The 25,761-nt window shown below is 67.8% G+C and carries 23 protein-coding genes; 10 read left to right on the top strand and 13 right to left on the bottom strand.

The annotated features are described in order from the left end of the window. Nucleotides 1–13: 13 nt before the first annotated feature. Genes narJ through MMB92_RS18715 form a run of 3 tightly spaced genes read right to left on the bottom strand, consistent with a single transcriptional unit; the run spans nt 14 to nt 6,011 of the window. Nucleotides 14–718 (bottom strand): nitrate reductase molybdenum cofactor assembly chaperone, encoded by a 705-nt coding sequence (gene narJ, locus MMB92_RS18725; RefSeq protein ID WP_060266503.1) that lies wholly within the window; start codon nt 716–718, stop codon nt 14–16. Beyond that, nucleotides 715–2,244 (bottom strand): nitrate reductase subunit beta, encoded by a 1,530-nt coding sequence (narH, locus tag MMB92_RS18720; RefSeq protein ID WP_034203679.1) that lies wholly within the window; start codon nt 2,242–2,244, stop codon nt 715–717. The genes narJ and narH overlap by 4 nt, the downstream gene beginning before the upstream one ends. Then, a complete protein-coding gene (locus tag MMB92_RS18715) occupies nt 2,241–6,011 on the bottom strand; it encodes a nitrate reductase subunit alpha (RefSeq protein WP_277562859.1) in 3,771 nt (1,256 codons plus the stop codon). Before MMB92_RS18715 ends, narH begins: the two co-directional genes overlap by 4 nt. A 436-nt stretch (nt 6,012–6,447) precedes the next feature. Between MMB92_RS18715 and MMB92_RS18710 the strand changes: the two genes are divergently transcribed. Beyond that, a complete protein-coding gene (locus tag MMB92_RS18710) occupies nt 6,448–7,626 on the top strand; it encodes a tetratricopeptide repeat protein (RefSeq protein ID WP_212137290.1) in 1,179 nt (392 codons plus the stop codon). A gap of 83 nt (nt 7,627–7,709) precedes the next feature. On the opposite strand, the gene MMB92_RS18705 is transcribed toward MMB92_RS18710, so the two are convergent. Both MMB92_RS18705 and MMB92_RS18700 read right to left on the bottom strand, forming a co-directional pair. Continuing rightward, entirely contained in the window at nt 7,710–7,901 is a 192-nt protein-coding gene (locus tag MMB92_RS18705; protein WP_006498440.1) for a DUF2964 family protein, read from the bottom strand. A 13-nt stretch (nt 7,902–7,914) separates the two neighbouring features. Then, on the bottom strand, nt 7,915–8,394 hold the full coding sequence (locus tag MMB92_RS18700; protein WP_277562858.1) for a universal stress protein: 480 nt from the start codon (nt 8,392–8,394) through the stop codon (nt 7,915–7,917). Nucleotides 8,395–8,690: 296 nt separating this feature from the next. Here MMB92_RS18700 and MMB92_RS18695 point away from each other — a divergent pair, with 296 nt between their 5' ends. From MMB92_RS18695 to MMB92_RS18680, 4 genes are all read left to right on the top strand, one after another. Then, a complete protein-coding gene (locus MMB92_RS18695) occupies nt 8,691–9,452 on the top strand; it encodes a fumarylacetoacetate hydrolase family protein (RefSeq protein ID WP_034203682.1) in 762 nt (253 codons plus the stop codon). Between the two features lie 31 nt (nt 9,453–9,483). Then, nucleotides 9,484–10,896 (top strand): hypothetical protein, encoded by a 1,413-nt coding sequence (locus MMB92_RS18690; RefSeq protein WP_048986216.1) that lies wholly within the window; start codon nt 9,484–9,486, stop codon nt 10,894–10,896. A 119-nt stretch (nt 10,897–11,015) separates the two neighbouring features. Continuing rightward, nucleotides 11,016–13,184, top strand: a complete 2,169-nt coding sequence (locus MMB92_RS18685; protein WP_212246772.1) for a hypothetical protein — start codon at nt 11,016–11,018, stop codon at nt 13,182–13,184. Nucleotides 13,185–13,191: 7 nt separating this feature from the next. Then, entirely contained in the window at nt 13,192–13,899 is a 708-nt protein-coding gene (locus MMB92_RS18680) for a DUF3142 domain-containing protein (RefSeq protein ID WP_034203685.1), read from the top strand. Between the two features lie 42 nt (nt 13,900–13,941). On the opposite strand, the gene MMB92_RS18675 is transcribed toward MMB92_RS18680, so the two are convergent. Further along, entirely contained in the window at nt 13,942–14,316 is a 375-nt protein-coding gene (locus MMB92_RS18675) for a gamma-glutamylcyclotransferase family protein (protein ID WP_006498446.1), read from the bottom strand. Nucleotides 14,317–14,373: 57 nt separating this feature from the next. Then, nucleotides 14,374–15,024 carry a LysE family translocator gene (locus MMB92_RS18670; RefSeq protein WP_006498447.1) on the bottom strand — a complete coding sequence of 217 codons (651 nt, stop codon included), beginning with the start codon at nt 15,022–15,024 and terminating at the stop codon, nt 14,374–14,376. A 165-nt stretch (nt 15,025–15,189) separates the two neighbouring features. Here MMB92_RS18670 and MMB92_RS18665 point away from each other — a divergent pair, with 165 nt between their 5' ends. Next, the gene (locus MMB92_RS18665) at nt 15,190–16,110 is read left to right on the top strand and encodes a LysR substrate-binding domain-containing protein (protein ID WP_060211109.1); all 921 of its coding nucleotides are present in this window, start codon (nt 15,190–15,192) and stop codon (nt 16,108–16,110) included. 96 nt (nt 16,111–16,206) lie between these two features. On the opposite strand, the gene MMB92_RS18660 is transcribed toward MMB92_RS18665, so the two are convergent. Both MMB92_RS18660 and MMB92_RS18655 read right to left on the bottom strand, forming a co-directional pair. Beyond that, the gene (locus MMB92_RS18660; protein WP_006498449.1) at nt 16,207–17,043 is read right to left on the bottom strand and encodes an alpha/beta hydrolase; all 837 of its coding nucleotides are present in this window, start codon (nt 17,041–17,043) and stop codon (nt 16,207–16,209) included. A 144-nt stretch (nt 17,044–17,187) separates the two neighbouring features. After that, nucleotides 17,188–18,021: an oxidoreductase gene (locus tag MMB92_RS18655; protein WP_006498450.1), complete on the bottom strand. Its 834-nt coding sequence runs from the start codon at nt 18,019–18,021 to the stop codon at nt 17,188–17,190. A 94-nt stretch (nt 18,022–18,115) separates the two neighbouring features. Here MMB92_RS18655 and MMB92_RS18650 point away from each other — a divergent pair, with 94 nt between their 5' ends. Continuing rightward, on the top strand, nt 18,116–19,087 hold the full coding sequence (locus tag MMB92_RS18650) for an AraC family transcriptional regulator (RefSeq protein ID WP_043205938.1): 972 nt from the start codon (nt 18,116–18,118) through the stop codon (nt 19,085–19,087). Nucleotides 19,088–19,135: 48 nt separating this feature from the next. On the opposite strand, the gene MMB92_RS18645 is transcribed toward MMB92_RS18650, so the two are convergent. Further along, nucleotides 19,136–20,341, bottom strand: a complete 1,206-nt coding sequence (locus MMB92_RS18645; protein WP_060266478.1) for an MFS transporter — start codon at nt 20,339–20,341, stop codon at nt 19,136–19,138. Then, entirely contained in the window at nt 20,338–20,703 is a 366-nt protein-coding gene (locus MMB92_RS18640) for a RidA family protein (protein WP_006498454.1), read from the bottom strand. Before MMB92_RS18640 ends, MMB92_RS18645 begins: the two co-directional genes overlap by 4 nt. 133 nt (nt 20,704–20,836) lie before the next feature. Here MMB92_RS18640 and MMB92_RS18635 point away from each other — a divergent pair, with 133 nt between their 5' ends. Together MMB92_RS18635 and MMB92_RS18630 are read left to right on the top strand one after the other, a co-directional pair. Next, nucleotides 20,837–21,655: a helix-turn-helix domain-containing protein gene (locus tag MMB92_RS18635; protein ID WP_006498455.1), complete on the top strand. Its 819-nt coding sequence runs from the start codon at nt 20,837–20,839 to the stop codon at nt 21,653–21,655. Nucleotides 21,656–21,671: 16 nt separating this feature from the next. Beyond that, nucleotides 21,672–22,532, top strand: coding sequence for a PhzF family phenazine biosynthesis protein (locus tag MMB92_RS18630; RefSeq protein WP_058903711.1), 861 nt, complete (start codon nt 21,672–21,674; stop codon nt 22,530–22,532). 27 nt (nt 22,533–22,559) lie between these two features. Here the strand turns inward: MMB92_RS18630 and MMB92_RS18625 are convergent, their stop codons facing one another. Next, nucleotides 22,560–23,723 (bottom strand): aldose epimerase family protein, encoded by a 1,164-nt coding sequence (locus MMB92_RS18625; RefSeq protein WP_048986086.1) that lies wholly within the window; start codon nt 23,721–23,723, stop codon nt 22,560–22,562. A 101-nt stretch (nt 23,724–23,824) separates the two neighbouring features. Continuing rightward, the gene (locus MMB92_RS18620; RefSeq protein WP_058903713.1) at nt 23,825–24,730 is read right to left on the bottom strand and encodes an AraC family transcriptional regulator; all 906 of its coding nucleotides are present in this window, start codon (nt 24,728–24,730) and stop codon (nt 23,825–23,827) included. Between the two features lie 121 nt (nt 24,731–24,851). On the opposite strand from MMB92_RS18620, the gene MMB92_RS18615 reads away from it, so the two are divergent. Next, on the top strand, nt 24,852–25,760 hold the full coding sequence (locus MMB92_RS18615) for a LysR family transcriptional regulator (protein ID WP_006498460.1): 909 nt from the start codon (nt 24,852–24,854) through the stop codon (nt 25,758–25,760). Nucleotide 25,761 lies beyond the last annotated feature (1 nt).

The raw sequence follows: 25,761 nt of genomic DNA, 5'->3' as shown, positions 1-25,761 counted from the left end.
GTTGGGCCCGCGCTTACGCGCCGCGGGCCGGCCGCTTGTCATGGAAGCGCACCGTCTGCTCCGCGCGCGCCGGTGTTGCCGCGCCGACGAAGCGCACGGCCTCGTCCGCATACGACGCGTCGAGCGCGCGGTAGTCGTCGGCGCTCGGCCGCTCGGCGGCCACGTCGTCGTCGGCCGCCTCCGGCGCGTCGGCGGGTGCGAGGCCGGCCATCGGCAGCAACGCCCCGACGACGAAGCTGTAGTGGCTGCCGCGCTGCGAAAGCTGCCCGGCCAGCGCACGCAGGATCTCGCCGGTTTCGGCGAGCAGCTTGCAGGCATCGGGTGCCGGCAGCCGCGACAGGTATTCGAGAAACACGGGCAGGTAGTCGGGCAGCTCGCCCGGGTTCAGGAACAGCCCGTGCCGCTCGTACATCTGCAGCAGGTCGACCATCGCCTGCCCGCGGTCGCGCGATTCGCCGTGCACGTGCTCGAACAGGTACAGCGACGTCGCGCGGCCGCGATCGAACAGCCCGACGTAGTTCTCCTGCAGCGTCAGCAGATCGCGCTCGCGCACGTACGCAAAAAACCGGTCGAGGCCCGCGCGCACCGCTTTCGGCAAACGCGAGCGCTCGCGCAGGTGCGTGTCGATCGAATCGAGCGCGGCGACCAGCGATTCGTCGGGATAGTCGAGCAGCGCGGCGAGCGCCGCATAGGTCGGATCGGATGCGGTGCTCGTCATCGGGAAGCCTCGTGAATCGGAATCGTCTTGTTGCCCTTCCTCGGGCCGAACAGGCTCGCGCCGGAACGGCCGTCCGAGCAGCCGTTGCCGAACGAGAAGCCGCACGACGCGCGCAGGTCGTACGCGTTCTCCGCGTATTCGCGGTGCGTGGTCGGGATCACGAAGCGATCCTCGTGGTTCGCGATCGCGAGATAGCGGTACATCTCCTCGACCTGCGCGAGCGACAGCCCAACCTGGTCGAGCACGCCGCGTGCGTCGACGCCGTCCACGTGGCGCGCGCGCATGAACGCGCGCATCGCGAGCAGCCGTTCGAGCGCGAGCTTCACGGGCGCCTCGTCGCCGGCCGTCAGCAGGTTCGCGAGATAACGCAGCGGAATGCGCAGCGATTCGACGTCCGGCAGGTAACCGTTCATGCCGAGATCGCCGCTGTTGGCCGCCGCGTTGATCGGCGACAGCGGCGGCACGTACCACACCATCGGCAGCGTCCGGTATTCCGGATGCAGCGGGAACGCGATCTTCCAGTCGATCGCCATCTTGTAGGTCGGCGAACGCCGCGCGGCCTCGATCCACGCGGCCGGCACGCCGTCGCGCTCGGCCTGCGCGATCACGGCCGGATCGTCCGGGTCGAGGAACAGCGACAGTTGCGCCTCGTACAGGTCCTTCTCGTTCTCCGCGCCGGCCGCGTCGCCGATCCGGTCCGCGTCGTACAGCAGCACGCCGAGATAGCGGATGCGGCCCACGCAGGTTTCCGAGCACACGGTCGGCTGGCCGGCCTCGATACGCGGATAGCAGAAGATGCACTTCTCGGCCTTGCCGCTCTGCCAGTTGTAGTAGATCTTCTTGTACGGGCAGCCCGACACGCACATGCGCCAGCCGCGGCACTTGTCCTGGTCGATCAGCACGATGCCGTCTTCCTCGCGCTTGTAGATCGAGCCCGACGGGCACGACGCGACGCACGCCGGGTTCAGGCAGTGCTCGCACAGGCGCGGCAGGTACATCATGAAGGTGTGCTCGAACTGCCCGTAGATGTCCTTCTGCACGTTCTCGAAGTTGGTGTCCTTCGCGCGCTTTTCGAACTCGCCGCCGAGGATTTCCTCCCAGTTCGGGCCCCACTCGATCTTCTCGAGCCGCTGGCCGCTGATCACGGAACGCGGCCGGGCAACCGGCATCGCACGCGTGTTGCCGGCTTCCTGCAGATGCGCGTAGTCGAACGTGAACGGCTCGTAGTAGTCGTCGATCTCGGGCAGATGCGGGTTCGCGAAGATCTGCGCGAGCAGCCGCCACTTGCTGCCCAGACGCGGCTCGATCTTGCCGTCGGCACGCCGCTGCCAGCCGCCGCGCCAGCGGTCCTGGTTCTCCCAGTCCTTCGGATAGCCGATGCCCGGCTTCGTTTCGACGTTGTTGAACCACGCGTATTCCATCCCTTCGCGGCTCGTCCATACGTTCTTGCAGGTCACCGAGCAGGTATGGCACCCGATGCACTTGTCGAGGTTCAGCACCATCGCGATCTGTGCGCGTATTTTCATGACGTTTCTCCGGCCCGTACTGCGTGCGTGGTGGGGTCGACCGCGGTCTCTTCGCCATCGAGCCAGTCGATCTTGCTCATCTTGCGCACGATCAGGAACTCGTCGCGATTCGAGCCGACCGTGCCGTAGTAGTTGAAGCCGTACGCGAGTTGCGCGTAGCCGCCGATCATGTGCGTCGGCTTCAACGCGATGCGCGTGACCGAGTTGTGGATGCCGCCGCGCGTGCCGGTGATCTCCGAGCCCGGCGCGTTCACGATCTTCTCCTGCGCGTGATACATCATCACCATCCCGGACGGAATCCGCTGGCTGACGACGGCCCGCGCGCACAACGCGCCGTTCGAGTTGTAGCACTCGATCCAGTCGTTATCGACCACGCCGATCGCTTTCGCGTCGTCCTCCGATATCCACACGATCGGGCCGCCGCGCGACAGCGTCAGCATCAACAGGTTATCGGTGTACGTGCTGTGAATGCCCCACTTCTGGTGCGGCGTCAGGAAATTCAGTACACGCTCGGGGTTGCCGTTCGAGCGCTTGCCGACCATGTGTTCGTAGCTGCCCGTATCGATCGGCGGCTTGTACGCACACAGCGATTCGCCGAACGCGCGCATCCACGCGTGATCCTGATAGAGCTGCTGGCGGCCGGTCATCGTGCGCCACGGCACGAGTTCGTGCACGTTCACGTAGCCGGCGTTGTACGACACATGCTCCGATTCGATCCCGCTCCACGTCGGCGACGAGATGATCTTGCGCGGCTGCGCCTGAATGTCGCGAAAGCGGATCTTCTCGTCCGCGCGCGCGGCGGCCAGGTGCGTGTGATCGATGCCGGTGATGCCGGACAGCGCACGCCATGCCTTCACCGCCACTTCGCCGTTGGTCTCGGGCGCGAGCGCGAGGATCACCTCGGCCGCATCGAGCGCCGTGTCGATGCGCGGACGCCCTTGCGCGGCGCCGTCGGCGACCGTGTAGTTGAGCTCGCCGAGCAGCTTCACTTCGTCCTGCGTGTTCCAGCCGATGCCCTTGCCGCCGTTGCCGAGCATGTCCATCAACGGCCCGAGCGACGTGAAGCGTGCATACGTATTCGGATAGTCGCGCTCGACGACGGTCACGTTCGGCATCGTGCGGCCCGGCACCGGTTCACATTCGCCGCGCTTCCAGTCCTGCACGTCGAACGGCTGCGCGAGTTCGCCCGGCGTATCGTGCGCGATCGGCGCGAGCACGACGTCGCGCTCGACGCCCAGATGCCCGTCGCACAGCTCGGAGAAGCGCTTCGCGATCCCCTTGAAGATCTCCCAGTCGCTCTTCGATTCCCATGCGGGGTCAACCGCCGCCGACAGCGGATGGATGAACGGGTGCATGTCGGACGTGTTCATGTCGTCCTTCTCGTACCAGGTCGCGGTCGGGAGCACGACGTCCGAATACATGCAGGTCGTCGACATCCGGAAGTCGAGCGTCACGAGCAGGTCGAGCTTGCCGCGCGGCGCTTCGTCGTGCCAAGTCACTTCCTCGGGGCGCCGGCCGCCGGTCGCACCGAGATCCTCGCCCTGCACGCCGTGGGTCGTGCCGAGCAGGTGCTTCAGGAAATACTCGTGACCCTTGCCCGACGAGCCGAGCAGGTTCGAGCGCCACACGAACAGGTTGCGCGGGAAATTGCCGGGCGCGTCGGGATCCTCGCTCGCCAGCTTCAGCGTGCCGGCCTTCAATTGCTGCGCGACGTCCGCGCCGGCGTGTGCGGGATCGGCAAGCGCCGCGCCGACCTTCAGCGGGTTCGTCGCGAGCTGCGGCGCGGACGGCAGCCAGCCCATCCGCTCCGCGCGCACGTTGTAGTCGATCGGCGCGCCGTGGAATTGCGACTTGTCCGCGAGCGGCGACAGCAGCGTGGCCGGGTCCATCGGGTCGTAGCGCCACTGGTCGGTATGCGCGTAGAAGAACGACGTCGCATTCATCTGGCGTGGCGGGCGGCTCCAGTCGAGCGCGCCCGACAACGCGGTCCAGCCCGTCTGCGGCCGCAGCTTTTCCTGGCCCACGTAGTGCGACCAGCCACCGCCCGGCTTGCCGATGCAGCCGCACATGATCAGCATGTTCATGATCGCGCGGTACGACATGTCCATGTGGAACCAGTGGTTGATCCCCGCGCCGATGATCACCATCGACTTGCCCTGCGTCTTGTGCGCGTTCTCCGCGAACTGCCGCGCGACCGAAATCACGTCCGCGCGCTTCACGCCGGTGATCGCTTCCTGCCAGGCCGGCGTGTACGGCAGGTCGTCGTCGTAGCTCGCAGCCACGTCGCGGCCGCCGAGCCCCTGGTCGAGCCCGTAGTTCGCGACGAACAGGTCGTAGACGGTCGCGACCAGCATCTCGCCGTTGCGCGTCGCGATGCGCCGCACGCCGATCCGGCGCGACAGCGCGGACGCGTGCTGCGTCGCGTTGAAGTGCGCGTGCGGCTGGTTGCCGAAATACGGGAACAGCACGTCGACCACGTCGTCGTGCGCGGCCGTGCACGACAGCCGCGGCGACAGCGCCGCGCCCTTCGACGTCTCGCCGCGCAGGTTCCACTTGCCCTTGTCGGCGTCGTCCTGCTGGCCCCAGCGGAAGCCGACCGAGCCGACCGGCACGACGAATTCGCCGTTCGCGTCGTCGATCATCACGGTCTTCCACTCCGGATGCGTGGCTTCGTCGAGCGCGTCGTCGAAGTCGGATGCGCGCACGAGGCGCTCCGGCACGTAGCCGTCGCCGTGCGGCACGAGGCGCACGAGGCACGGCATGTCGGTGTAGCGCTTGCAGTAGTCGGCGAAGTAGTCGCTTTTTCCTGCCAGATGAAATTCCTTCAGGATCACATGCCCCATCGCGAGCGCCAGCGCCGCATCGGTGCCCTGCTTCGGGTGCAGCCACAGGTCACCGAACTTCGCGCCTTCCGAGTAATCGGGGAACACCGACACGACCTTGGTGCCGCGATAGCGCGCCTCGACGAGGAAATGCGCGTCAGGCGTGCGCGTCTGCGGGACATTGGAGCCCCACATCATGATGAACGTCGAGTTGTACCAGTCGGCCGATTCCGGCACGTCGGTCTGCTCCCCCCAGGTCTGCGGCGACGCGGGCGGCAGGTCGCAGTACCAGTCGTAGAAGCTCAGGCACACGCCGCCGATCAGCGACAGGTAGCGGGAACCGGCCGCGTACGACACCATCGACATCGCCGGGATCGGCGAGAAGCCGACCACGCGATCGGGGCCGTGCCGCTCGACCGTGTGCACGTTTGCGGCCGCAACGATCTCGTTGACCTCGCTCCAGCTGGAACGCACGAAGCCGCCGAGCCCGCGCCGGCGCTGGTACGAGCGGCGTGCATCGTCGTCCTCGACGATCGATCGCCATGCTTCGACGGGGCCGAGCGTGCGGCGGCGTTCGCGCCACAGCTTCACGAGCGCGCTGCGCACCATCGGATGCTTGAGACGGTTCGCGCTGTACAGATACCACGAGTACGACGCGCCGCGCGAGCAGCCGCGCGGCTCATGGTTCGGCATGTCGGGACGCGTGCGCGGGTAGTCGGTCTGCTGGGTTTCCCAGGTGACGATCCCGCCTTTCACATAGACCTTCCACGAGCACGAACCCGTGCAGTTCACGCCGTGGGTCGAGCGGACGATCTTGTCGTGTTGCCAGCGCATCCGGTAACCGTCTTCCCATTTGCGGTCTTCGTCGGTGACGGCGCCATGGCCGTCGGAAAAGCGTGGCCTCGTGGTGGAGAAATAACGCAATCTATCCAGGAAATGGCTCATGGGGATCTCGTTTTTCCGGTCTTTCGGCAGACCCTGATTGTTTAAGGACGTGAAATACCGGTTGCAAAGGACGACCGAATGTCGATCGTTTCGCCCTGCTCACCGTGTCGAACCCATTGTCAGACGGATGGACATATCACGACTTGATACAAATCACGAAATCATTCACCCACCCGCAACAACGAAACCCACCGGGGGATCGGTTCGAGCCGCAGCAGCCTGCTATGCTGCGCACTGCATTCCCGCACCACCCGCCCGGCGCTTCAATGCACCGACGCACGCGGGATTCGCATTGATTTGCACGGGACGATTCGACCCAATCGATTGGAATTCGCCCGCCGTCGCCCGTCGTTTTTCTGGGACGGCACGGGTCGTTCCGTGCATTTCCGGCCGTCGCACGATAAAACCACGACCTACAAGAAAGAACTGCAATTCCATGACACCCCGACTTCTCGCCGCGCTCATCGTCGCGACCTTGAATTGCGCCGCGCTGCCGGCCGCCCACGCCCGCACCTATGTCCCGCCGACGGCGTCGCTCGGCAAAGGGGCTTACGTTCACCAGTTCGTGCTGCGCGATCCAGCCACGCATCGGCCGCTGCCGAATGCGCGCTATCGGCTGTTCCTGCCGGGCCAGGTGATCGCGGGGCTGCCCGCCAAGCCGGATCAGCACGACAGCGTGATTTTCGGCACGACGGATGCGGCCGGGCGCACGGCCAAGGTCCGCCTGCCGACACGCCATCCTCAGAAGCAGTGGGTGTTCAACGCGGTCGTCGGCGACGGCGAGCTGGGCGAATCGTTCCGGCTGGTCGACCCGGGCGGCAAGGCGATGCTCGGCCACGTCCCGTACATACTGGACGTCGACAGCGAATATCTGGCGTGCGGGTATTCGGATGCGAACGGCTACACCTACTACGCGCAGTCGCGCACGCCGAGGAACGTCGATCTTTACGTCGGCACGCTGGCCGGCTCGGCCGATATCGACTGGTGCGCGGGCCCGGGCCTGGCCATCGCGAACAGCGCGAACACCCCCGGCGCACCGGACCTGTATACGCAGTACCTCGGCACCCTGGTCGCCAACGGCGAGCGGATCAGCAATGGCTTGCGGCGGCAGATCGTCGCGAAGCTGCTGTCGCTCGCGATCGCCGAACGCGACGCGAGCCGCGTGACCGCCGTGCTCGACCTGGACAGGATTCCCGACGACCGCCTGAACGACATCGGCTATCGGCTCGCCGATGCGGGCGTCGCGGTCGAGCGCGGGCTCGCGATGATCGACGCGCATCTCGCGCAAGCGCCGAACGATGCGTATGCGCTCGACAGCAAGGGCTGGGCGCTGTATCGCCTCGGCCGCCACGACGACGCGCTCGTGTGGTTCGACCGCTCGATCGCGATCTTCGCGAAGGACGACGACAGCGACGCACGCGAAGCCCGTGCGACCGGGTTGGCGCACAAGGGCGAAGTGCTGTGGAAGCTGGGACGCCAGGATGAAGCGCGCGATGCGTTCGCGCAGGCAGGGAAGCTTCAGCCGAACAACACCGCGCTGGCGGAAACGTTGAAGCGGCTGATGATTCAGATCGTGCAGGACGGCGTGCAGGCGCCGGCGACGACGAGCGATTAGGCGACATCGCCGGCGAGGCAACGGCTACCGCGGGCCGTCGTCAAACCATGGCCGGACGTGCGCCGCCCCTTCGCCCGTGGCGGTCACTCCTCGCCTTTCGGCCCCGGGTTCAGCATCACGACGAAGCCCGCCACGCCGACGATCAACGCGATGGCGCCGCCGCGCAGCGCCGACGTGGCATCGAACAGCAGGCCCGTCACGACGGCCATCATCCCGGCGAGCGACACGAACACGGCGATCGCCGCGACGACGATGCGGTACTGGCGACGTATCATCGCGCGCGCCGCGTCATGCCGCGGCCGCGGTGGCCGGCTCGCCGGCGTCGTCGCCGCGAATCAGCAGCACCGGGCACTTCGAGCCGCGCACGAAACGCTCGGCGACGCTGCCGAGCAGCACGCGCCGGATGCCGCGCCGCCCGTGCGTGCCGACCACTGCGAGATCGATCCCGTGCTCCTTCACGTAGCGTTGCAGGCGTTCCGCGATGTCCTCGCCGATGCTCTCGGTCTCGACGAGTTCGCCTTCGCCCTTCGCGCCGGCCAACGCGATGATCTGTTCGGCTTCGCGCAGCACCTTGCGCCCGTCGTCGCGGATTTCCTCGACGAGCGCGTGCGGATCGACACGGCCCACGTACGTGAACAGCACCGACTTGTCGACCACATACACGACGCTGACGTGCGCATCGCCCGCCAGCGCCACCTTCACGGCTTCGGCAAGCGCCTGTTTCGACGAAGCGCTGCCGTCGACGGCCACCATGATTTTCTCGTACATGCGAACCTCGCTGGGGTGAGCTGCCGCGCACCCTGTCGCGCGCGGCCATGTCACCATCATCGGCCGACGGCAGGTTCGGATGTTGACGGCGGTCAAGCCGCGGCGGCGATCACGCATGCGACAAAACGGCACGACGGGAAGCGGGAAGCCTGCGTTCTCGGCCAACCGAAACCGGACCGGCAACGCATGAGCCGACGGGCTTTCGAGCGGCCATCGCGCCGAAGGCGCTATCATCGACGATGCGACTTTCGTCCGGCCCTTTTTTGCCGGCCCCACTTTCAACTCGCTCAACCGACATGACAACGACTATCGAACGCGTGGACGGCGCCGCCCAGCATCTCGTCGCCGCCCGCCATGCCGGCTCGCCCGGCCCGCTGTTGCCCGATGCACTGCGCCCCGACGACATCGACACCGCGCTCGCGATCCAGCAGCGCGTCGCCGACCTGCTCGGCGAACCCGTCGGCGGCTGGAAATGCGCACTGCCGCCGCCCGATCGCGTGATCCTCGCGCCGATCTTCGCGTCGACGATCCGCGAAGCCGATGCGCCGTACCGCGTCGTCGGCGGCCCGATCGTGCGGATCGAACCGGAAATCGCGTTCGTGCTCGATCGCGATCTGCCCGAGCGCGAGCAGCCGTACGACGAAAGCGACGTGCGCGCCGCGATCCGCGAAGTGCGCATCGTGCTCGAAGTGCTCGGCTGCCGCTATGCGGAGCCGACGCGCGCGTCGAAGTTCGAGCTGCTGGCCGACGGGCAATTCAACCAGGGGCTGTGCGTCGGCCCGGTCGTGCCCGACGGGCTGAACGTGCCGCTCGCGACGCTGGCGCTGTCGTTCGACGGCGCGCTGAACCGCACGATCGACGGCCGCCATCCGGACGGCGATCCGCTCAAGCCGCTGGTGTGGCTCGTCAATTTCCTCGCGTCGCGCGGCGACGCGGTGCGCGCCGGCCAGATCGTGACGACGGGTTCGTACGCGGGTGCGATCGAGGTGCCGCTCGGCGACGCGCTGACGGTCCGCTTCGGCGAGCTCGGCAGCCTGTCGGTGACGTTGACGGCGTGACGGGTCACGTCTCTTTCACGCCCAACCCGCCATGTCGCTGACACCGCTTCCCGCCCTGCTCGACGCCACCCTGCGCACCGTCGCGCGCCGTTACCGGCTGCCGCCGCTCGAACGCGCGTCGTCGCTGACCGACGCGACGAACCCGGCCACCGCGCTGGCGATCGTGATCGAGGAAGCGCGCAGGGTGCGGGCGGATGGCCACGCGCCCGGCGCGGACTTGCGGCAGCGCTTCATCGATGCGCTCGCGCGGATGATCCGCGACGCGATGGACCCGTCATCCGGCGATCCGTCGTTTCAGGCGTCGGTGCTGCGTCACGATGCGCCGAACGTACGCGAATACGCGTCGTTGTCCGCGCACGCCGAGCAGGACCGGCGCGCGCTCCACTCCGCCGTCAATGCGATCGCGCATCCGGCCAAGCTCGAACGCAGCGCGCAGGCCTGGCAACGCGACGGCCTCGCGCGCCTGCATGCGGCCGCGACCGCGGCATCGTGGGCCGAACTGCATGCCGCGCTCGCGCAACTGCTCGCGCTGCCCGAGATGGCGACCGACGCGGCGTTCGAGCAGGACATCGTGAAGCTCAAGGACGGCCCCGCGCTCGAACGCATGCTGCGGCTCGACGCGCTGGCCGCGGACGAGGACGTCCGTCGATATCGCGCGCTGTGGGTCCGCCAGGGTCCGCTCGTCGGCAGCACGGTCGCCGTCGCGCAGGGCGCCGCGTCCCAGCAGCGCGGCGCCGCCGTCGAAGCACTGGCGGCGCAGGCGCTCGACGCACTGGCGCGCCGGCTCGACGCGGTGGACGCGCAGCGCACCTACCGCGTGGTCACGTCGATGCGCGTGCCTTCGTCGATCCCGGGCCGGCACGACCGCGCGAAAACCGAATGGGACGCGATTCTGCTCGAACGCGCGCGCGGCAGCGACCCGGCGTCCCCGTGGAACGTGCGCTTCCTCGTCGAAGCGAAGGCCTCCGCGGATGCCGCGACGACCGACCTGCCGCGGCTGCTGCGCGGCCTGACCCTGCTCGCGCAGGCAGCGCCCGACACGGTCTATGCATTCGAGACGCATCAGGGCACGGTGCACGTGCACGGCGCATCGCTGCACGCGTTGACGACCGACGAAACGACGCTGCCACGCGAAGTGCTGTATTGCTGCGACGCGTCCGCGGACGCGACGCCGCGTCTGCTGGGCGCCGCGAGCCGGATGCAGTTGCTGTCCGCGCAGGCGAGCCTCGAATACGCGAGTGCGCTCGCGCAGCAGCCGGATGCCGATCCGGATGGCCTCGGCGTCATCTGGCATGCGCTGCTGACCCTGCCGCAATGGCAGGCCGTGCTGCATCAGTACCCGTCGTTGCGGCAGGTCCGCGAATTGATGGTGGCGATCGACGACTTGCGCGCCGCGATCGAAGACATCGACGAAGGCGGCATCGCCAGCAGCGTGTGCGCGTGATGCGCGAGCAGGGCCGCCGCTCGACGGGCGTGTGCGCGCCGTGAGGTACGATACGCGCCGGGGCAAAGCGCCCCCCTGAGAGACCCGGCCGTCGCGGCCCCCTACCCAGCACAACAAAAATGCGAAGAAACCCGACGCTGCACCGCAACCTGTTCGCCGCGCTGGCGGCCAGCCTGCTCTGGATGCCGGCCGCCCACGCCAGCGGCGACGACGGCTGCTACGTACCGAACACGCTCCGGCAGACTTCCTACTCGTGCGGCAACATACCGATGCTGACGCCCGCCAACGACACGCGCATCAACGCGATGCTGATGATGGTCGACAGCGCCAAGGTCGCGCAGGTGTTTCCGGACCCGAGGACCATCCCCGCGAAAGAGCGGATCAACCAGATCGTCGTGCCGTTCCCGATGGATTTCTCCGGCTGGATCTACATCGGTCAGAAGGAGCCCGACAAGGCCGGCGGCGCAGCGGATGCCGATGCGTCGTCGAGCCGGTACGCCGACGGCGAAGGCAGCATCTGCCGCAGCATGAGCGCGGGCGCGGCAGCGTTCGACGACGCGTTGGGCGGCGCAGGCGGCCTGCCCGCGGACGAAGCCGCCCGCCTGCGCGCGGCACGCGCCGACATCGCGCAGAAGACCTGCACCGCGGGCGGCGCGGGCGCCGCGTGGACGAAGCCGCCGGTCAAGTCGCCGCTCGGCCAGCAGTTCGCCGCGTACCTCGACGGCACGAACGCGTTCTACCGCGCCGACTTCCTCACCGCGACGCGGGCCTTCGCGAACGCATCGCACAGCGCGGACCCGTGGCTGAAGGAAACCGGCCTCTACATGGCCGGCCGCGCGCAGCTGAACGCCGCGCAGGCCAACGTATTCGACAACGACGGCCCGACGCCGTCGCGCGCACGCGTGACGAAGGTCTCGCTCGACGCGGCGAACACGGTATTCCGGACCTACCTGAAGGTGTATCCGAAGGGGCGCTATGCGGTTTCCGCGACCGGGCTGCTGCGGCGTGTCGCGTGGCTCGGCGGGAACGTCACGCAGCAGGCCGACCTGTACGGCCACGCGCTCGCGCGCTGGTCGCCGGCCACGTCGAACGTGCCGCTGATGCAGTTGGCGAACGAACTCGACAGCAAGCTGCTGTTCGGGTCGGAATTCGACGCGAGCCAGATCCAGTCGCCGACCGTGCTCGCCACCGTCGACCTGCTGCGCATGCGCGCGTCCGACAGCAGCGACGCGAGCCGCAAGCCGATGACGCTGGACGAGCTGCAGGCGCAGAAGCCGCGCTTCGCGAACGCGCCCGCGCTCTACGGCTACCTGCTCGCGACCTGGTACGTCCAGATCGGGCACAAGCCGGATGCCGCCCTCGAGTTGCTGCCGCAAGCGCCCGCCGCGCCGCTCGACTACTTCGGCCTGAGCCAGCAGGCGCTGCGCGGGTTCGCGCTGGAAGACAGCGGCCAGAACGACAAGGCCCGCCAGCTGTGGCGCGACCTGATCCCGCTCGCGAAATTCCGCTTCCAGCGCGAAATGCTGGAACTCGCGCTCGCGATCAACCTGGAGCAGGCCGGGCTCGTCAACGACGCGTTTGCCGACGATTCGCTCGTGCAGAACGCGGCGATCCGCGCGGTGCTGCTGCAGCGCGCGGCCAATGCCGACCTGCTGCGCGCGCAGGCGCAAAACCAGGCGACCGGCGGCGCGCTGCGCGACACCGCGCTGTACACGCTGCTGTACAAGGAGCTCACGCGTTCGCACTACGCGGACTTCCTCGCCGATACCGCGCTGGTGTCCGGCACGCCCGCCGATCCGTTGAAGCCGTTCGTCGCAGCCGGCGCGAAAAACGAGGACGGCTACACGTGCCTGTCGGCGCGCGACATCGCCGCGACGCTGCAGCAGAACCCCGCAGACCCGAAAGGGCTGAACTGCCTCGCGGATTTCGTGCGCCTGCATCCGCCCGCGGCCGGCATCGAAAGCGATCCGGTGCCGCCATGGGTCCGCAATGCGTCGAGCACGGCCGCCACGCGCGTGCCGCCGACGCTCGGTGCGGCGCCGTCGCAGTTCGCGGGCAAGCCGTACGAGCGGATGTCGAGCTACGTGACGGTGATGGCCGATACGCAGGCGAACCCGAACGATCGCGCGTACGCGTTCTACCGCGCGATCAAGTGCTATGCGCCGGCCGGCGCGAACGAATGCGGCGGCAAGGAAGTGTCGAAGAGCACGCGCAAGCGCTGGTTCGACACGCTGAAGACCGCCTATCCGGGCAGCCCGTGGGCGCAGAAGCTCCGCTACTACTGGTAAGCGGCGCATGAAGCGCATCGCGGGCATCGCGCTGCTGCTGGCCGCGCGCGTCGCGCTGGCCGGCACCGTCGACGCCGCGCGGTACGACGCGTTCTGGCTGTGGGCGGGCGTGAAGCCGCAGGCGGTCGTGCACGGCGCGCGCGCCGTCTATGTGCTGCAAGGGCAGATCGAAGCGTCGCCGCGGGACGAGTCGCAGGTGCGCGTGATCGCGCAGGGCGTCGCGCTGCCGCCCGCGCCCGACGCGCGCGTGTGGCTCGTCTATCGTGCGCATACGCTGCGCTGGACGCCGCGCGTCACGCAGATCATGCTCGCGCAGCTCGCGCGCTGGCGTGCGTCGGGCCGCACGATCGCCGGCATCCAGATCGACTTCGATGCGGGGACGCGCCACCTGCAGGATTACCTCGCGTTCCTGCGCACGCTGCGCGACACCCTGCCCGCCGATTGCCGGCTGAGCATCACGGGGCTGCTCGACTGGAGCAGCCGCATCGATACCGACCAGGTCAACCAGCTCAAGGGCATCGTCGACGAGGTGGTCGTGCAGACGTACCAGGGCCGCCGCACGATTCCCGACTACGCGGCCTACCTGCCGCGCGTCGCGCGGCTGCAGCTGCCGTTTCGCATCGGCGTGATCCAGGGCGGCGAATGGGACGCGCCGCCGTACCTCGCAACGAATCCGTGGTTCCGCGGTTACGTCGTGTTCCTGCGCAACGGCTAGCGGCCGCACACGCGACGGCGTCGATCCGCCCGCGCAGCGGATTCAGTCGGCGCGCGGCGAACGCGCGTCCACGTACACCCATGCGGCGACACCCGATTCGAGCACGACGCGCTCGCGCCGATACGCATCGACTTCATAGTCGTCCGCGTGCTGCAGTTCGTCGCGGGTGATCGCGAACACGGTGCCCGTGACGCGGTCGCCCGTCTGCCCCGTATAGGTCACCACCGGATGATGGGTCCTCCCGCTCGTCGCGACCACGTCCGGATCGTCGATCCGCAGCATCGTCATCGCATAGCCGGGCATCGCGTCCGCGTGACCGTCGAGCTTGCGGCCGAACGTGGCGAGCTGCACCTGATCGAGCTGCAGCGTGCCATACGAGAAAAGGTGCTCGGAGAAAGCCGGGGCGGAACGGGACATGGTAGAACTCGATGAAAGAATCGGTGCCGACGAAGCGTAACGCAGATCGCCGATGCGCTACGCGGCGCCCGCGATCGTGCTGCCGAGCCCGGCGAGCGCAATCGCGAGCAGCGCAAGCGCCGACGAGGCCGAGATCCAGCGCTGCTTCCGATGAATCGCCGGATGGTTGATCGCGGCCATGTAGCCGGCGAGGATCGTGAAATCGACCGCGATCCACAACGCGGCGAGGATCGCGAGGCTCACGCGCGAATCGGGCGTGATGCCGACGAACTGCGGAAAGAACGCGACGAAGAACAGCAGGTCCTTCGGATTCGCGATGCCGACGAGGAAGCCGCGCACGACGCCGGGCAAACCGCGCGGCTGCGGTATCGGTTCGCCTGCCGCCGCGCCATCGCCATGCCGTGCGCGGTTGGCGCGCCATTCGCCGAGCAGCGTCCGGATCGCGAGCACCGCGATGAACAGGCACCCCGCGACATGCAGGCCGGCAAGCAGGCGAGCGCTGACCATCACGACGCCGAACACCATCAGCATCGCGCCCGCGATCATCACGAGGCTCGCGGCATTCGCGCCCACCGCGGTCAGCACGCCCTGGCGGAATCCGCGCCGCGCGACGGTGCCCGTCACGAGCATGACGACCGGGCCGGGCGTCGCGACGAGCAGCACGATCGCGGCCAGATAGGCGAACAGCAGCGGGTAATGGAGTGTCATGAAAAAAAGTTGTTCGATGAGTCGAGAAGCACGCCCGTCACGATGGCATCATGGAGACCCGATGGATCGAAAAGCGCGGTTTCTGGCAGTATCACGCGCCCGGGCCGCCGACCGAAAACGGAAAATCCTGTCCGATGACATGAGTTTTATTCATACTCGAAACCCATGAAGGCCAAACCGCTTCCCCCCGTCTATGCGTTGCGCGCGTTCGAGAGCGCCGCCCGCACCGGCTCGTTCACGCTGGCCGCCGAGGAACTGAGCCTGACGCAAAGCGCGGTCAGCAAGCACGTGAAGACGCTGGAGGCCTACTTCGGCCGGAAGCTGTTCGTCCGGCGCGGGCCGAAAATGACCGTGACGGCGGAAGCCCACATCTTCGCGGCCGGCCTCAGGCGCGGCTTCCGGCAGGTCGAGGAAGCGTGCATGCTGTTCCGCACGCAACGCGACGTGCTGCGGCTCAAGGCGCCGTCCACGCTGACGATGCGCTGGCTGCTCGACGCGCTGGCGGCGTTTCGCGGCACGCGGCCGGCGTTCGAGGTGCAGATCGCGAGCGTGTGGATGGACGTCGATACCGTCGATTTCTTCAGCGAATCCTACGATTGCGCGATCCTGCTCGGCGCGGGCAGGTTCGGCGAGAGCACGCATTGCGTGAAGCTGTTCGACGAATGGCTGATTCCGGTGTGCTCGCGGGCCACCGCCACGGTCGCGCGCGCGAATCCCTCCGCGTGCGAGCTGATCCACCCGTCGCCCGACCGGCGCGACTGGCGCCGCTGGCTCAACGGCAGCGGTCACGATCTGGACCTGGACATCACGCGCGGGCAGGTGTTCGACATGCTCGAACAGGGCATCGCGGCGGCCATCGCCGGCCACGGCCTGTCGATCGGCGATCTCGCGCTGTGTGCGACGGCCATCGACGAGAAGCAGCTCGTGCTGCCGTTCAAGACGGCCGTCAGCACCGGCGATGCGTATTACCTCGTGTGGCCGGAAGATTCCGCCAAGGTCGCGCAGGTACGCGAACTGCACGCGTTCCTGGCCGGCCGGATGCCGCGTCTCGCGCATCCGGGCGTTCGTTTCGTCGGTCCGGGGTGAAGCAGATGGCGGGCGATCCGTCCTTTTCCACGCGCGTCCGGATCGCCCGCCTTCGATCGCGGCACCGCCCGCCGCGGCGGGCCGGCGCCGCCGTCATTACGCCCGTACGAACGCGAGCAGGTCGGCGTTGAGCACGTCGGCGTTGACCGTCAGCATCCCGTGCGAATAGCCCGGGTAGGTCTTCAGCGTGCCGTTCTTCAGCAGCTTGACCGACTTCAGCGCGGAATCCGCGATCGGCACGATCTGGTCGTCCTCGCCGTGCAGCACGAGCGTCGGGACGGAGATCGACTTCAGGTCTTCGGTCTGGTCCGTTTCCGAAAACGCCTTGATGCCGTCGTAATGCGCCTTCGCGCTGCCTTCCATCCCCTGCCGCCACCAGTTGCGGATCACGCCCTGGTGCACGGTCGCGCCTTCGCGGTTGAACCCGTAGAACGGGCCGCTCGGCACGTCGAGGAAGAACTGCGCGCGGTTGTCGGCGAGCGCTTTGCGAAAACCGTCGAACACGTCGAGCGGCAGGCCTTCGGGGTTCGAATCGGTTTTCAGCATCAGCGGCGGCACCGCGCTGACCAGCACCGCCTTCGCGACGCGGCCAGCCGGCTCGCCGTGCTTCGCGACGTAGCGCGCCACCTCGCCGCCGCCCGTCGAGTGACCGATATGCACCGCATTGCGCAGATCGAGCGCTTCGACGACCGCGAACGCGTCCGCCGCGTAATGATCCATGTCGTGGCCGTCCCAGACTTGCGCCGAGCGGCCATGGCCGCGGCGATCGTGCGCGATCACGCGATAGCCGTGCTGGACGAAGAACAGCAGCTGCGCATCCCAGTCGTCGCTGGACAGCGGCCAGCCGTGGTGGAACATGACGGGCTGCGCGTCTTTCGGACCCCAATCCTTGTAGAAAATCTCGACGTTGTCCTTCGTGGTGACGTATGGCATCGCGATGCTCCTGTGAGGTGGATGAACGTGGCGAACGGGCCGGTTGCCATTATCGGCCATTATTGTGAAACCACGATGCCATCGTGCAATGCAACGGCCGATCATCCACCGGCAGGAAACGAACGACACGGCGCGCGTCAGCCGTCAGCCGTCCGTCGACACCGTCACGGCTTCCCACGCGCGGATCTCGTCGTCCAGCGCCGCCAGCTTGTTGCGCACGAGCCGCAGCGCATCGCTGCCGAGCAGCAGATGCGCGGGCGGATGGTCCGCCGCGATCACGGCGAGCATCGCCCGCGCGGCCTTCGCCGGATCGCCCGGTTGTTTGCCGCTTTTTTCCTCGCGCGCGCGGCGGATCGGATCGAACAGCGCGTCGTAATCGGCAATCGAGCGCGGCGTGCGCGCCATCGAACGGCCGGCCCAGTCGGTGCGGAACGAACCCGGCGCGACGGCCGTCACCGCGATGCCGAACGGCGCCAGCTCCTTGCCGAGCGTCTCGGAAATGCCCTCCAGCGCGAACTTGCTGCCGCAGTAGTACGCGATGCCCGGCATCGTGATGTGGCCGCCCATCGACGTGATGTTCAGGATGCGGCCGCGCCGGCGTTCGCGCATGAACGGCACGACGGCCTTCATCATCGCGACCGCGCCGAACACGTTCACGTCGAACTGCCGGCGCAGCTCGTCGAGCGGCGCTTCCTCCAGGATCCCTTCGTGTCCGTAACCCGCATTGTTCACGAGCACGTCGACGGGCCCGACGTTCGCCTCGATGTCCGCGACGACGCCGTCGATGCGCGCGAAGTCGGTCACGTCGAGCACGCGCGCGACGGCCGCCTGCGCGGACAGCGCTTCGAAGTCGCGCGCCGCCTGCGCGCTGCGCACCGTGCCGACCACCGTGTGACCGGCGGCCAGTGCTTCCTGGGCCAGCGCACGGCCGAAACCGCTGCTGACGCCGGTAATGAGCATGATGTTGCCGGATGCCATCTGAGCTTCTCCCGAATGTCGATTGAAGCGTGCATACTAATCTGACGAACCACGCCGAATAAGCCCGATTCCGCTGATTTTCTTGCACAAAACTATGAGCATCTCGCCCGCCTCCGTTCGCTCTTCAGCGCTGCCGCCGCGCGACCGGAAACGCCTGGTGACACTGCTGCGCACGCTGGCGCCCGACGAAGGCTACAACCTGACCGCGCTGCCGAGCGTGCGCATCCTGCGCGCGAACCGCGCGCTGTCGCGCACGCCGGTGCTGTACGACCCGGGCATCGTGATCGTGTGCCAGGGATCGAAGCGCGGCTACTTCGGCGGCGAGCGCTATCTGTACGACGAACACCATTACCTGGCCGTCTCCGTGCCCGTCCCGTTCAGCATGGAAACCGACGCCACGCCCGAGCGCCCGCTGCTCGCGCTGTACCTGCACCTCGATTTCACGCTGGCCGCCGAACTCGCCGCGCAGATCGACCGCGCTGGCCGCGCGGAAACCGTGCAGGCGCCGAAGAGCATGATGTCGACGCCGATGGATCAAGCGATGCACGCGTCGGTGCTGCGGTTCGTCGAGGCGCTGCAGCGGCCGCTCGACGCCGCGGTGCTCGGCCCGGCGCTGCTTCGCGAGTTGTATTTCCGCGTGCTGACCGGCGCGCAAGGTGACGCGATGCGCAGCGCACTGGCGATGCGCGGGCAATTCGGCCGGATCGGACGATCGTTACGCATGATCCACGCCGATTACGCGCGGCCGCTCGACGTGTCGCAACTGGCCAACGAAGCCGGCATGAGCGTGCCGAGCTTTCACAGTCACTTCAAGGCGGTCACGCAGGTGTCGCCGATGCAGTACCTGAAATCGACGCGCCTGCATCAGGCGCGGTTGTTGATGGTGCGCCAGGATCTGACGGCGGAGGCGGCCGGCTACGCGGTCGGCTATACGAGCCCGTCGCAGTTCAGCCGGGAATTCAAGCGCCTGTTCGGGTTGACGCCGGCGAAGGAAACACAGCGCATGCGCGCGAGCTTCGCGATTCCGCAAGCGTTCGACGATGCGGTGTTCGTGTCGTCGCATTGAGGTGGGCGCGAACATCCGGCCGATGACCGTCGCCGGTCCCGCACGCACTCAACCGGCGGACGTCGGTTCGCCCGAGGCATCGACGCTCACGCGTGCGGCCCCGACCCACCCGGCTGCCGCCAGGGCAACGGCCGCGACGAACATCATCGCACCCCACCCGATCCGTTCGACGAGCATGCCTGCCGCCACGGCGCCGCCCGCGCCGGCCGCGTAGTACAGCGTCAGGTACGCGGCGCTCAATGCACCGGCCCGCGCGGGCTGAATCGCCACGACCCGCGCCTGGTTCGCGACCTGGGCAGCGAAACAACCGGCATCGAACCACGCCAGCCCGACGCCCAGCCAGCCTGGATGTCCGAGGGCGACGCCAAGCAGCAACGTGGAAAGCGCGGCCACCGCGAGCCCCCAGCCGATCACCGCCCGATCGCCGAAGCGATCGGTGAGCTTGCCGGCCACGCGCGTCACACCCAGGCCGAGCACGCCGGCGAGACTGTATGCGCCGATCGCGGCCGCCCCCATGCTGTACGGCGGCGCGGCCAGACGGATCGCCAATCCGACCCAGACCAGATTGAACGCGAAGAACCACAGCATGCCGGCTCCGGTGCGGCGCCTCAATGCGGCGCTGTCGCGCAACAGCCGCGGAATCGCGCCGATCGTGGCTGCGTGGCCGGAACGCCGTTCGGGCCGACCGCCGGGCAACAGCACGCCACTGCCGACGGCCGCCAGCGCCACGCAGCCGGCCAGCGCGAGCAGCGCGCCCCGCCATCCGCACCACTGCGACAACGCGCCGCCGACGAAACGGCTCAGCAGGATGCCGGCGGAAATGCCCGCGGAAACCACGCCCATCGCCGCGCCCCGCCGACGCGGCTCCGCATGCTTGCCGACCACCGCGCTGCATTGCGCCGCGACCGTGGTGGCGGCCCCCACCAGCACGAAGCAGGCGTCGAGCGCGAGCGGCGTCGACGACAGCGACGCGCACGCGAGCAACACCGCGAGCCCCCCCATTTGCGCCGGAATGAGCGTGCGCGGACCCAACCGGTCGACCAGCGGCACCAGCAGCGCCAGGCCGGCCAGATAGCCGAGCATCGTCACGGACGCGAGGGTCGCCATCCGCGCAGCCGACACGCCGAAATCGCCGGCAATGGCCGACAGCGACGGCTGCAGCGCATAGCCGTTGGCGATCGCGACGCCCGCCGCGAGCGCCAGCATCGCGATCGCGGTGCGGGACAGGTAGGCGGGCGGGCCGGCGACCGTCATGCGGCGGTCCGCACCGCGATCGCCTCGACCTCGACGCGAATCTCAGGATCGACGAACGGCAACGCATGGACCAGCGAGAATGCCGGCCGGATCTCGCCGTATATCTCGCCGTGCGCACGTGCGGCGTCTTCCCAATGGTCGAAATCCGCGACCACCAGCCGGCTCTGGACGACATCCGACAGCGCGAATCCGCTGTCCGCGAGGACCTTGCCGAGCGTCGCCAACGCATCGCGCGTCTGCGCATACACGTCGTCGCCTTTGCCGGCCGTCCCCGATACGTAGATCGTGTTGTCGACGACCACGGCACGCGAATAGCCCACCTTCGGCTCCCACGGGGAGCCGGTACTGATCCGTTGACGCATCTCGATGATCCTTCTCGGTAAGGTTGGGAAATCTCGCTTACTACTTCAGTAGTAAGTTGAATCGATTCTATACTACTTCGGTAGTTAATCAAGCATCCCCTGAAGCGCGTCACGGCAATCCGAATCCATCCACATGAACGACAACGCGGAACTGATCACGTCACTGATCCGGCTTGGCTTCACGCAATACGAGGCGCAGGCGTACGCGGCGCTCGTCGGCCAAGCCGCGCTGACGGGTGCGGAAGTCGGCCGGCGCGCCGGCATGCCGCCATCGAAGGTCTACGAGACCCTGGGCCGCCTCGAGGCGCGCGGCGCGGTGCTCGTGAACCGCTCCGAACCGGTCCGCTATGCGGCCGTGCCGCACCGGTCGCTGCTGGAAGAACTGCGCACGCGCTTCAACGCGGATCTCGAGCTCGCAGCGGACGCGCTCGACCGGTTGCCGGTGCGGCAAGAGCCGGGGCTAGTCTGGTCGTTGAGCGGGCGGGAGGCGATCGTCAGCGCCTTCGCGCGCGTGATCGACCATGCGAAGACGGCGATCTTCGCGGGTGTCTGGGACGAAGAAATCGACGATCTCGGGCCGCTGCTCGAAGCAGCCGCGGCGCGCGGCGTGGATACGCACGTGGCGATCTACGGCAATCGCACGCTCAACGGCCCGCGCTGCTACGACATGGCCAAATGCGGCGCCAGCGCGCGACTTCGGCTGTCGGGGCGGAGGCTGGCCGTCGCGATCGCGGACGACACCGAGGCCGTGGTCGCGGAATTCGGCGATCAGTCGCCCGACCATGCGACGTTGACGACCAATCCGGTCATCGCGCTGCTCGCGGTCGAGTACATCAAGGCCGACGTGAGCGGCCGCGTATTGATCGACGCCATGAGTCCGGCGGAATACCGGAAAGTACTGAAGCATCCCGACATGCAGGCGATGCTTGCGCCGCTCGACAAGCCGAGCTGACCCGTACGAGATATCGATGCCCTCCTACACCTTCCGTCTGTTGAACGTCTTCGCCGAATCGACGTTCGGCGGCAACCCGCTTTGCGTATTCGACGATGCGCGCGGCATGGACGATGCGACCATGCAGGCGCTGGCCGTGCAGTTCAACCTGTCGGAGACGACCTTCGTGCTGCCGTCCGAACGCGCGCATGCACGCGTTCGCATCTTCACGCCCGGCTACGAGATGGCGTTTGCCGGCCATCCGACGCTCGGCACCGCGCACGTCGTGCGCGAGCGGCTGAATGCCGACGACGCGCTCACGCTCGAATTCAAGGCCGGCGTCGTCGACGTCACGGCGCGCGACGACGTGTGGACCTTCACCGCGCCGCATTCAGGCATGCCGAACACGGCGCCGTGCGCGTTGTCCGCTGCGCAGGTCGCGGCGCTGCTCGGGCTCGCCGAGGACGATCTGCTCGCGCCGCCGCTGTGGGTCAATACCGGTGCCGACCAGTTGCTGGTCGCGCTCAAGGACCCGGCCGCCGTGCGGCGTGCACAACCCGACAGCGCGCACCTCGACATCTGGCCCCAGAGCAGTCTCGGCCGCAAGACCGCGTATGTGTTCGCGTTCGACGACGCACGCCCGGAAACGGTCGTGTCCCGCTATTTCTTCGTGAAGCAGGGCGGCGGCGTGTCGGAAGATCCGGGCACCGGTTCGGCCTGCGCGAACCTGGGCGGCTGGCTGCTGGCCGGAGGGCACGACCTGCCGGCCGCGTTTCGGGTCGAACAGGGCGAAGCCGTCGGCCGCCCTTGCCTGCTGCACCTGTCGGTCAATGCCGCGGGCGAAATCGGCGTCGGCGGGCGCGTGATCGAAATCGGGCGCGGCGTGATCAACGTTTGACGAACGCGATGCGGCCGACGCCGACGCTCACCGCGCGCCCACCCGCCACACCGTCACTTCGTGCAGCGTCTCGCCGGGCTTCAGGACCGTCGACGGAAACGCCGGACGATTCGGCGAATCGGGAAAATGCTCGGCTTCCAGCGCGAACGCATCGGTTTGCCGGTAGATCGTCCCGCCCTTGCCCGCGACGCTGCCGTTCAACCCGTTGGCCGTATAGAACTGCAGCCCCGGCTGCGTCGTGTACAGCTCGAGGAAACGCCCCGACGCCGGGTCGTAGGCGCGCGCGGCAAACGCGGGGGCCGACTGGCCGCCCTGGTCGAGCACCCAGTTCTGGTCGTAGCCATGCGCGATCGCGAGCTGCGGATGTGCATCGCGCACATGCGCGCCGATCGGCGTCAACTGGCGCAAGTCCATCGGCGTGCCTGCGACGCTCGCCAGTTGCCCGGTCGGAATCGACGTATCGTCGGTCGGCGTGAAACGCGATGCGGCGATCTCGATCAGTTGCCGCTCGACGCTGCCGCCCGCCTGCCCGGCCAGATTGAAGTAGCTGTGGTTGGTCAGGTTGACGACCGTGTCCTTGTCCGTCGTGGCGCGATAGTCGATGCGGATCTGGTTGTCGCGGGTCAGCGTGTAGGTCACGTCGGTCGTCAACGTGCCGGGGAAGCCGTTCTCGCCGTCGGGGCTCACGTAGCGCAGCGTGACGCTCGAACCGGTCGCGTCGCTGTGCGTGCCGGTAACCGTCCAGACCTTCGCATCGAAACTGTCGGGGCCGCCGTGCAGCGTGTTCGGCCCGTCGTTGACCGGCAGCTTCCACGTCTTGCCGCCGAGCGTGAAACGCCCGCCCGCGATGCGGTTCGCATACCGGCCGATCAGCGCGCCGAAATGGATGTTGCCGTTGTGTGCCTCGTAGTCGCGCAGCGAATCGAAGCCGAGCACGATGTCGGCCGCGTGGCCGGTTCGGTCGGGCACGTCGAGGGCGGTCACGATGCCGCCGTACGTGATGACTTTCAGCGTCACGCCGTGCCGGTTCGCGAGCGTGTACTGGCTCACCGCCTGCCCGGTCGCGGTCGTGCCGTAATCCGCGCGGCTGATCGAGACGTCGGGCGCAGCCGATGCAACGGCTGCGTGCAGCGCGAACGTTGCGAACACACCTATCGCGAGCATCGGTTGTCGCGGCCAGCGTCGTTTCATGGAAATCTCTCCAAAGTAGTGCGGCCCGTGCGGCCGCGCAAGTTGCATGCCTGCACGTCGCCGCGCTTGCCATGCCGCGCCCCGCATCCGCGTCGCGACGATCACGTATGGTCCGCGCGCCACCGGCGAGGCGTGACACCGGTCAAGCGCGTGAAGGTGCGCGAGAAATGGCTCTGATCGGCGAAGCCGCATGCAACGGCGATCATGCTCAACGGCATGTTCGGGTCACGCATCCATTCCTTCGCCCGTTCGACGCGCTGCACGATGAGCCAGCGATGCGGCGGCAGCCCGGTCGTTCGATGAAACGCCTTGACGAAATGACCGCGAGACAGCCCGCACGCGCTCGCCACGTCGGCCAGGCCGATGTTGCCGTCGAGGTGCGCGAGCAGCAACTCCTTCGCGCGGCGCGCCTGCGACGGCGTGAGCTTGCCGTCCGACCTTTCCCGCCGTTCGCCGACGCCGCCGTAACGATGCGCGACGTGCGCCTGAAACGCCAGCCCCACGTGATCGATGAAGATCTGCGACGCTTCGCCCGGCCGGGCCAGCGCAGGCAGCAGCGCGTGTCCGAGCGCATGGATGACCGAATCGTGGGTGCTCAGATGCGGCGGCAGGTAAAGCTGCGGCCGCTGCCGGCCGCCGAGCTCGTCGACGGTTTCCTCGAGCGTGTGGCGCGGCAGATGAAAATGCAGGCAATCGAACGCACCTTGGAGATCGGCCACCCAGCGACGGTCGAGATCGTAGATCGACACGGTTCCCGCGTCATACGGAACGAACGGTGCGGGGCGGCCGTCGAGCCACAGATCCTGCTCGCCGAACGGTTGCAACTGCAGCACGATCAGATCCGTATTCTCGAGTTCATAGGGCGCGGTCAACCCCATGTTCCTGCGCAATGTCTTGAGCCGGACGATACCGATTTGCCCGTTCGGCAACGCTTGCGTGACGACGGTCTGCCTGACGTCGGCCGGGATGAAATCGGACGATGCGGTGTCCGGCTGAGGGGCGCTCATGGGGCGATGCGGGAAGGTGAATGACGAGGCTTGTCACTCTAGCAAATCGCGGCGACGCACGCTGCTCGCGCCGCACCCCGCACTGGTATGATGCGCCAGCCACCCCCTACCGGAATTCGCGATGAAGCTGTCATTCGAAGCGCTCGAAGCCCTGGACGCGATCGACCGCACCGGCACCTTTGCCGAAGCAGCGGAACTGCTGCATCGTGTCCCGTCCGCGCTCACCTACCTGGTGCAGAAACTCGAAAGCGATCTCGGCGTGGCGCTGTTCGACCGCAGCGGACGGCGCGCGAAGCTCACGCATGCGGGCCGCATCGTCGTCGAGGAAGGCCGGCGCCTGCTGCGGGCGGCCGAGCAGCTCGAAATGAAGGCGCTGCGCGCGCAACAGGGCTGGGAAACGGAAGTCCGCGTCTGTATCGACGAAATCTTGCCGTTCGACGCGCTGTGGCCGTACGTCCACCGGTTCTACGCGCTCGGGATGGACACGCGGTTGCGGCTGTCGACCGAAGTGCTCGGCGGCGCGTGGGATGCGCTGATTTCGCGGCGGGCGGATCTCGTCGTCGGCGCGGCGGGCGAACCGCCGGAATTGCCGGGCATCGTCGCACGGCCGATCGGCTCGCTGAAACACGTGTTCGCGGTCGCGCCGTCCCATCCGCTCGCGTCGCTGCCCGAACCGCTGGCGATGGCGTCGGTCGTCCAGTATCGCGGCGCGGTGATCAGCGATACGTCGCGCGAACTGCAGCCGCAGTCGGTAGCGATCGATGCGGGCCAGCCGTATCTCGCGGTACCGACGCTGGCCGCGAAGCTGGAAGCGCAATGCGAAGGGCTCGCGGTCGGCACGCTGCCGGAATGCATCGCGGCGCGCGCGATCGCCGACGGCAAGCTCGTCGCACGCCAGGTGACCGGCATGCGCGATACCACGCACTGCTATCTCGCGTGGCGCGGCGACGAGGCGGGCCGCGCGCTGCACTGGTGGGTCGAGCAACTCGACCAGCCGGATCTCGTCGATCGTTTCACGACGCCGGACTGAC

Source organism: Burkholderia sp. IO2 (assembly GCF_029522185.1).
Lineage (GTDB): Bacteria > Pseudomonadota > Gammaproteobacteria > Burkholderiales > Burkholderiaceae > Burkholderia > Burkholderia cenocepacia.
Note: the sequence above shows the minus strand (reverse complement) of the source record. Positions and strands in the feature narration are given on the sequence as shown.

What these genes read in the sequence shown, in the direction of transcription:
- narJ (WP_060266503.1), bottom strand. Translation starts at nt 718, where the DNA reads ATGACGAGCACCGCATCCGATCCGACCTATGCGGCGCTCGCCGCGCTG.
- narH (WP_034203679.1), bottom strand. Translation starts at nt 2,244, where the DNA reads ATGAAAATACGCGCACAGATCGCGATGGTGCTGAACCTCGACAAGTGC.
- MMB92_RS18715 (WP_277562859.1), bottom strand. Translation starts at nt 6,011, where the DNA reads ATGAGCCATTTCCTGGATAGATTGCGTTATTTCTCCACCACGAGGCCA.
- MMB92_RS18710 (WP_212137290.1), top strand. Translation starts at nt 6,448, where the DNA reads ATGACACCCCGACTTCTCGCCGCGCTCATCGTCGCGACCTTGAATTGC.
- MMB92_RS18705 (WP_006498440.1), bottom strand. Translation starts at nt 7,901, where the DNA reads ATGATACGTCGCCAGTACCGCATCGTCGTCGCGGCGATCGCCGTGTTC.
- MMB92_RS18700 (WP_277562858.1), bottom strand. Translation starts at nt 8,394, where the DNA reads ATGTACGAGAAAATCATGGTGGCCGTCGACGGCAGCGCTTCGTCGAAA.
- MMB92_RS18695 (WP_034203682.1), top strand. Translation starts at nt 8,691, where the DNA reads ATGACAACGACTATCGAACGCGTGGACGGCGCCGCCCAGCATCTCGTC.
- MMB92_RS18690 (WP_048986216.1), top strand. Translation starts at nt 9,484, where the DNA reads ATGTCGCTGACACCGCTTCCCGCCCTGCTCGACGCCACCCTGCGCACC.
- MMB92_RS18685 (WP_212246772.1), top strand. Translation starts at nt 11,016, where the DNA reads ATGCGAAGAAACCCGACGCTGCACCGCAACCTGTTCGCCGCGCTGGCG.
- MMB92_RS18680 (WP_034203685.1), top strand. Translation starts at nt 13,192, where the DNA reads ATGAAGCGCATCGCGGGCATCGCGCTGCTGCTGGCCGCGCGCGTCGCG.
- MMB92_RS18675 (WP_006498446.1), bottom strand. Translation starts at nt 14,316, where the DNA reads ATGTCCCGTTCCGCCCCGGCTTTCTCCGAGCACCTTTTCTCGTATGGC.
- MMB92_RS18670 (WP_006498447.1), bottom strand. Translation starts at nt 15,024, where the DNA reads ATGACACTCCATTACCCGCTGCTGTTCGCCTATCTGGCCGCGATCGTG.
- MMB92_RS18665 (WP_060211109.1), top strand. Translation starts at nt 15,190, where the DNA reads ATGAAGGCCAAACCGCTTCCCCCCGTCTATGCGTTGCGCGCGTTCGAG.
- MMB92_RS18660 (WP_006498449.1), bottom strand. Translation starts at nt 17,043, where the DNA reads ATGCCATACGTCACCACGAAGGACAACGTCGAGATTTTCTACAAGGAT.
- MMB92_RS18655 (WP_006498450.1), bottom strand. Translation starts at nt 18,021, where the DNA reads ATGGCATCCGGCAACATCATGCTCATTACCGGCGTCAGCAGCGGTTTC.
- MMB92_RS18650 (WP_043205938.1), top strand. Translation starts at nt 18,116, where the DNA reads ATGAGCATCTCGCCCGCCTCCGTTCGCTCTTCAGCGCTGCCGCCGCGC.
- MMB92_RS18645 (WP_060266478.1), bottom strand. Translation starts at nt 20,341, where the DNA reads ATGACGGTCGCCGGCCCGCCCGCCTACCTGTCCCGCACCGCGATCGCG.
- MMB92_RS18640 (WP_006498454.1), bottom strand. Translation starts at nt 20,703, where the DNA reads ATGCGTCAACGGATCAGTACCGGCTCCCCGTGGGAGCCGAAGGTGGGC.
- MMB92_RS18635 (WP_006498455.1), top strand. Translation starts at nt 20,837, where the DNA reads ATGAACGACAACGCGGAACTGATCACGTCACTGATCCGGCTTGGCTTC.
- MMB92_RS18630 (WP_058903711.1), top strand. Translation starts at nt 21,672, where the DNA reads ATGCCCTCCTACACCTTCCGTCTGTTGAACGTCTTCGCCGAATCGACG.
- MMB92_RS18625 (WP_048986086.1), bottom strand. Translation starts at nt 23,723, where the DNA reads ATGAAACGACGCTGGCCGCGACAACCGATGCTCGCGATAGGTGTGTTC.
- MMB92_RS18620 (WP_058903713.1), bottom strand. Translation starts at nt 24,730, where the DNA reads ATGAGCGCCCCTCAGCCGGACACCGCATCGTCCGATTTCATCCCGGCC.
- MMB92_RS18615 (WP_006498460.1), top strand. Translation starts at nt 24,852, where the DNA reads ATGAAGCTGTCATTCGAAGCGCTCGAAGCCCTGGACGCGATCGACCGC.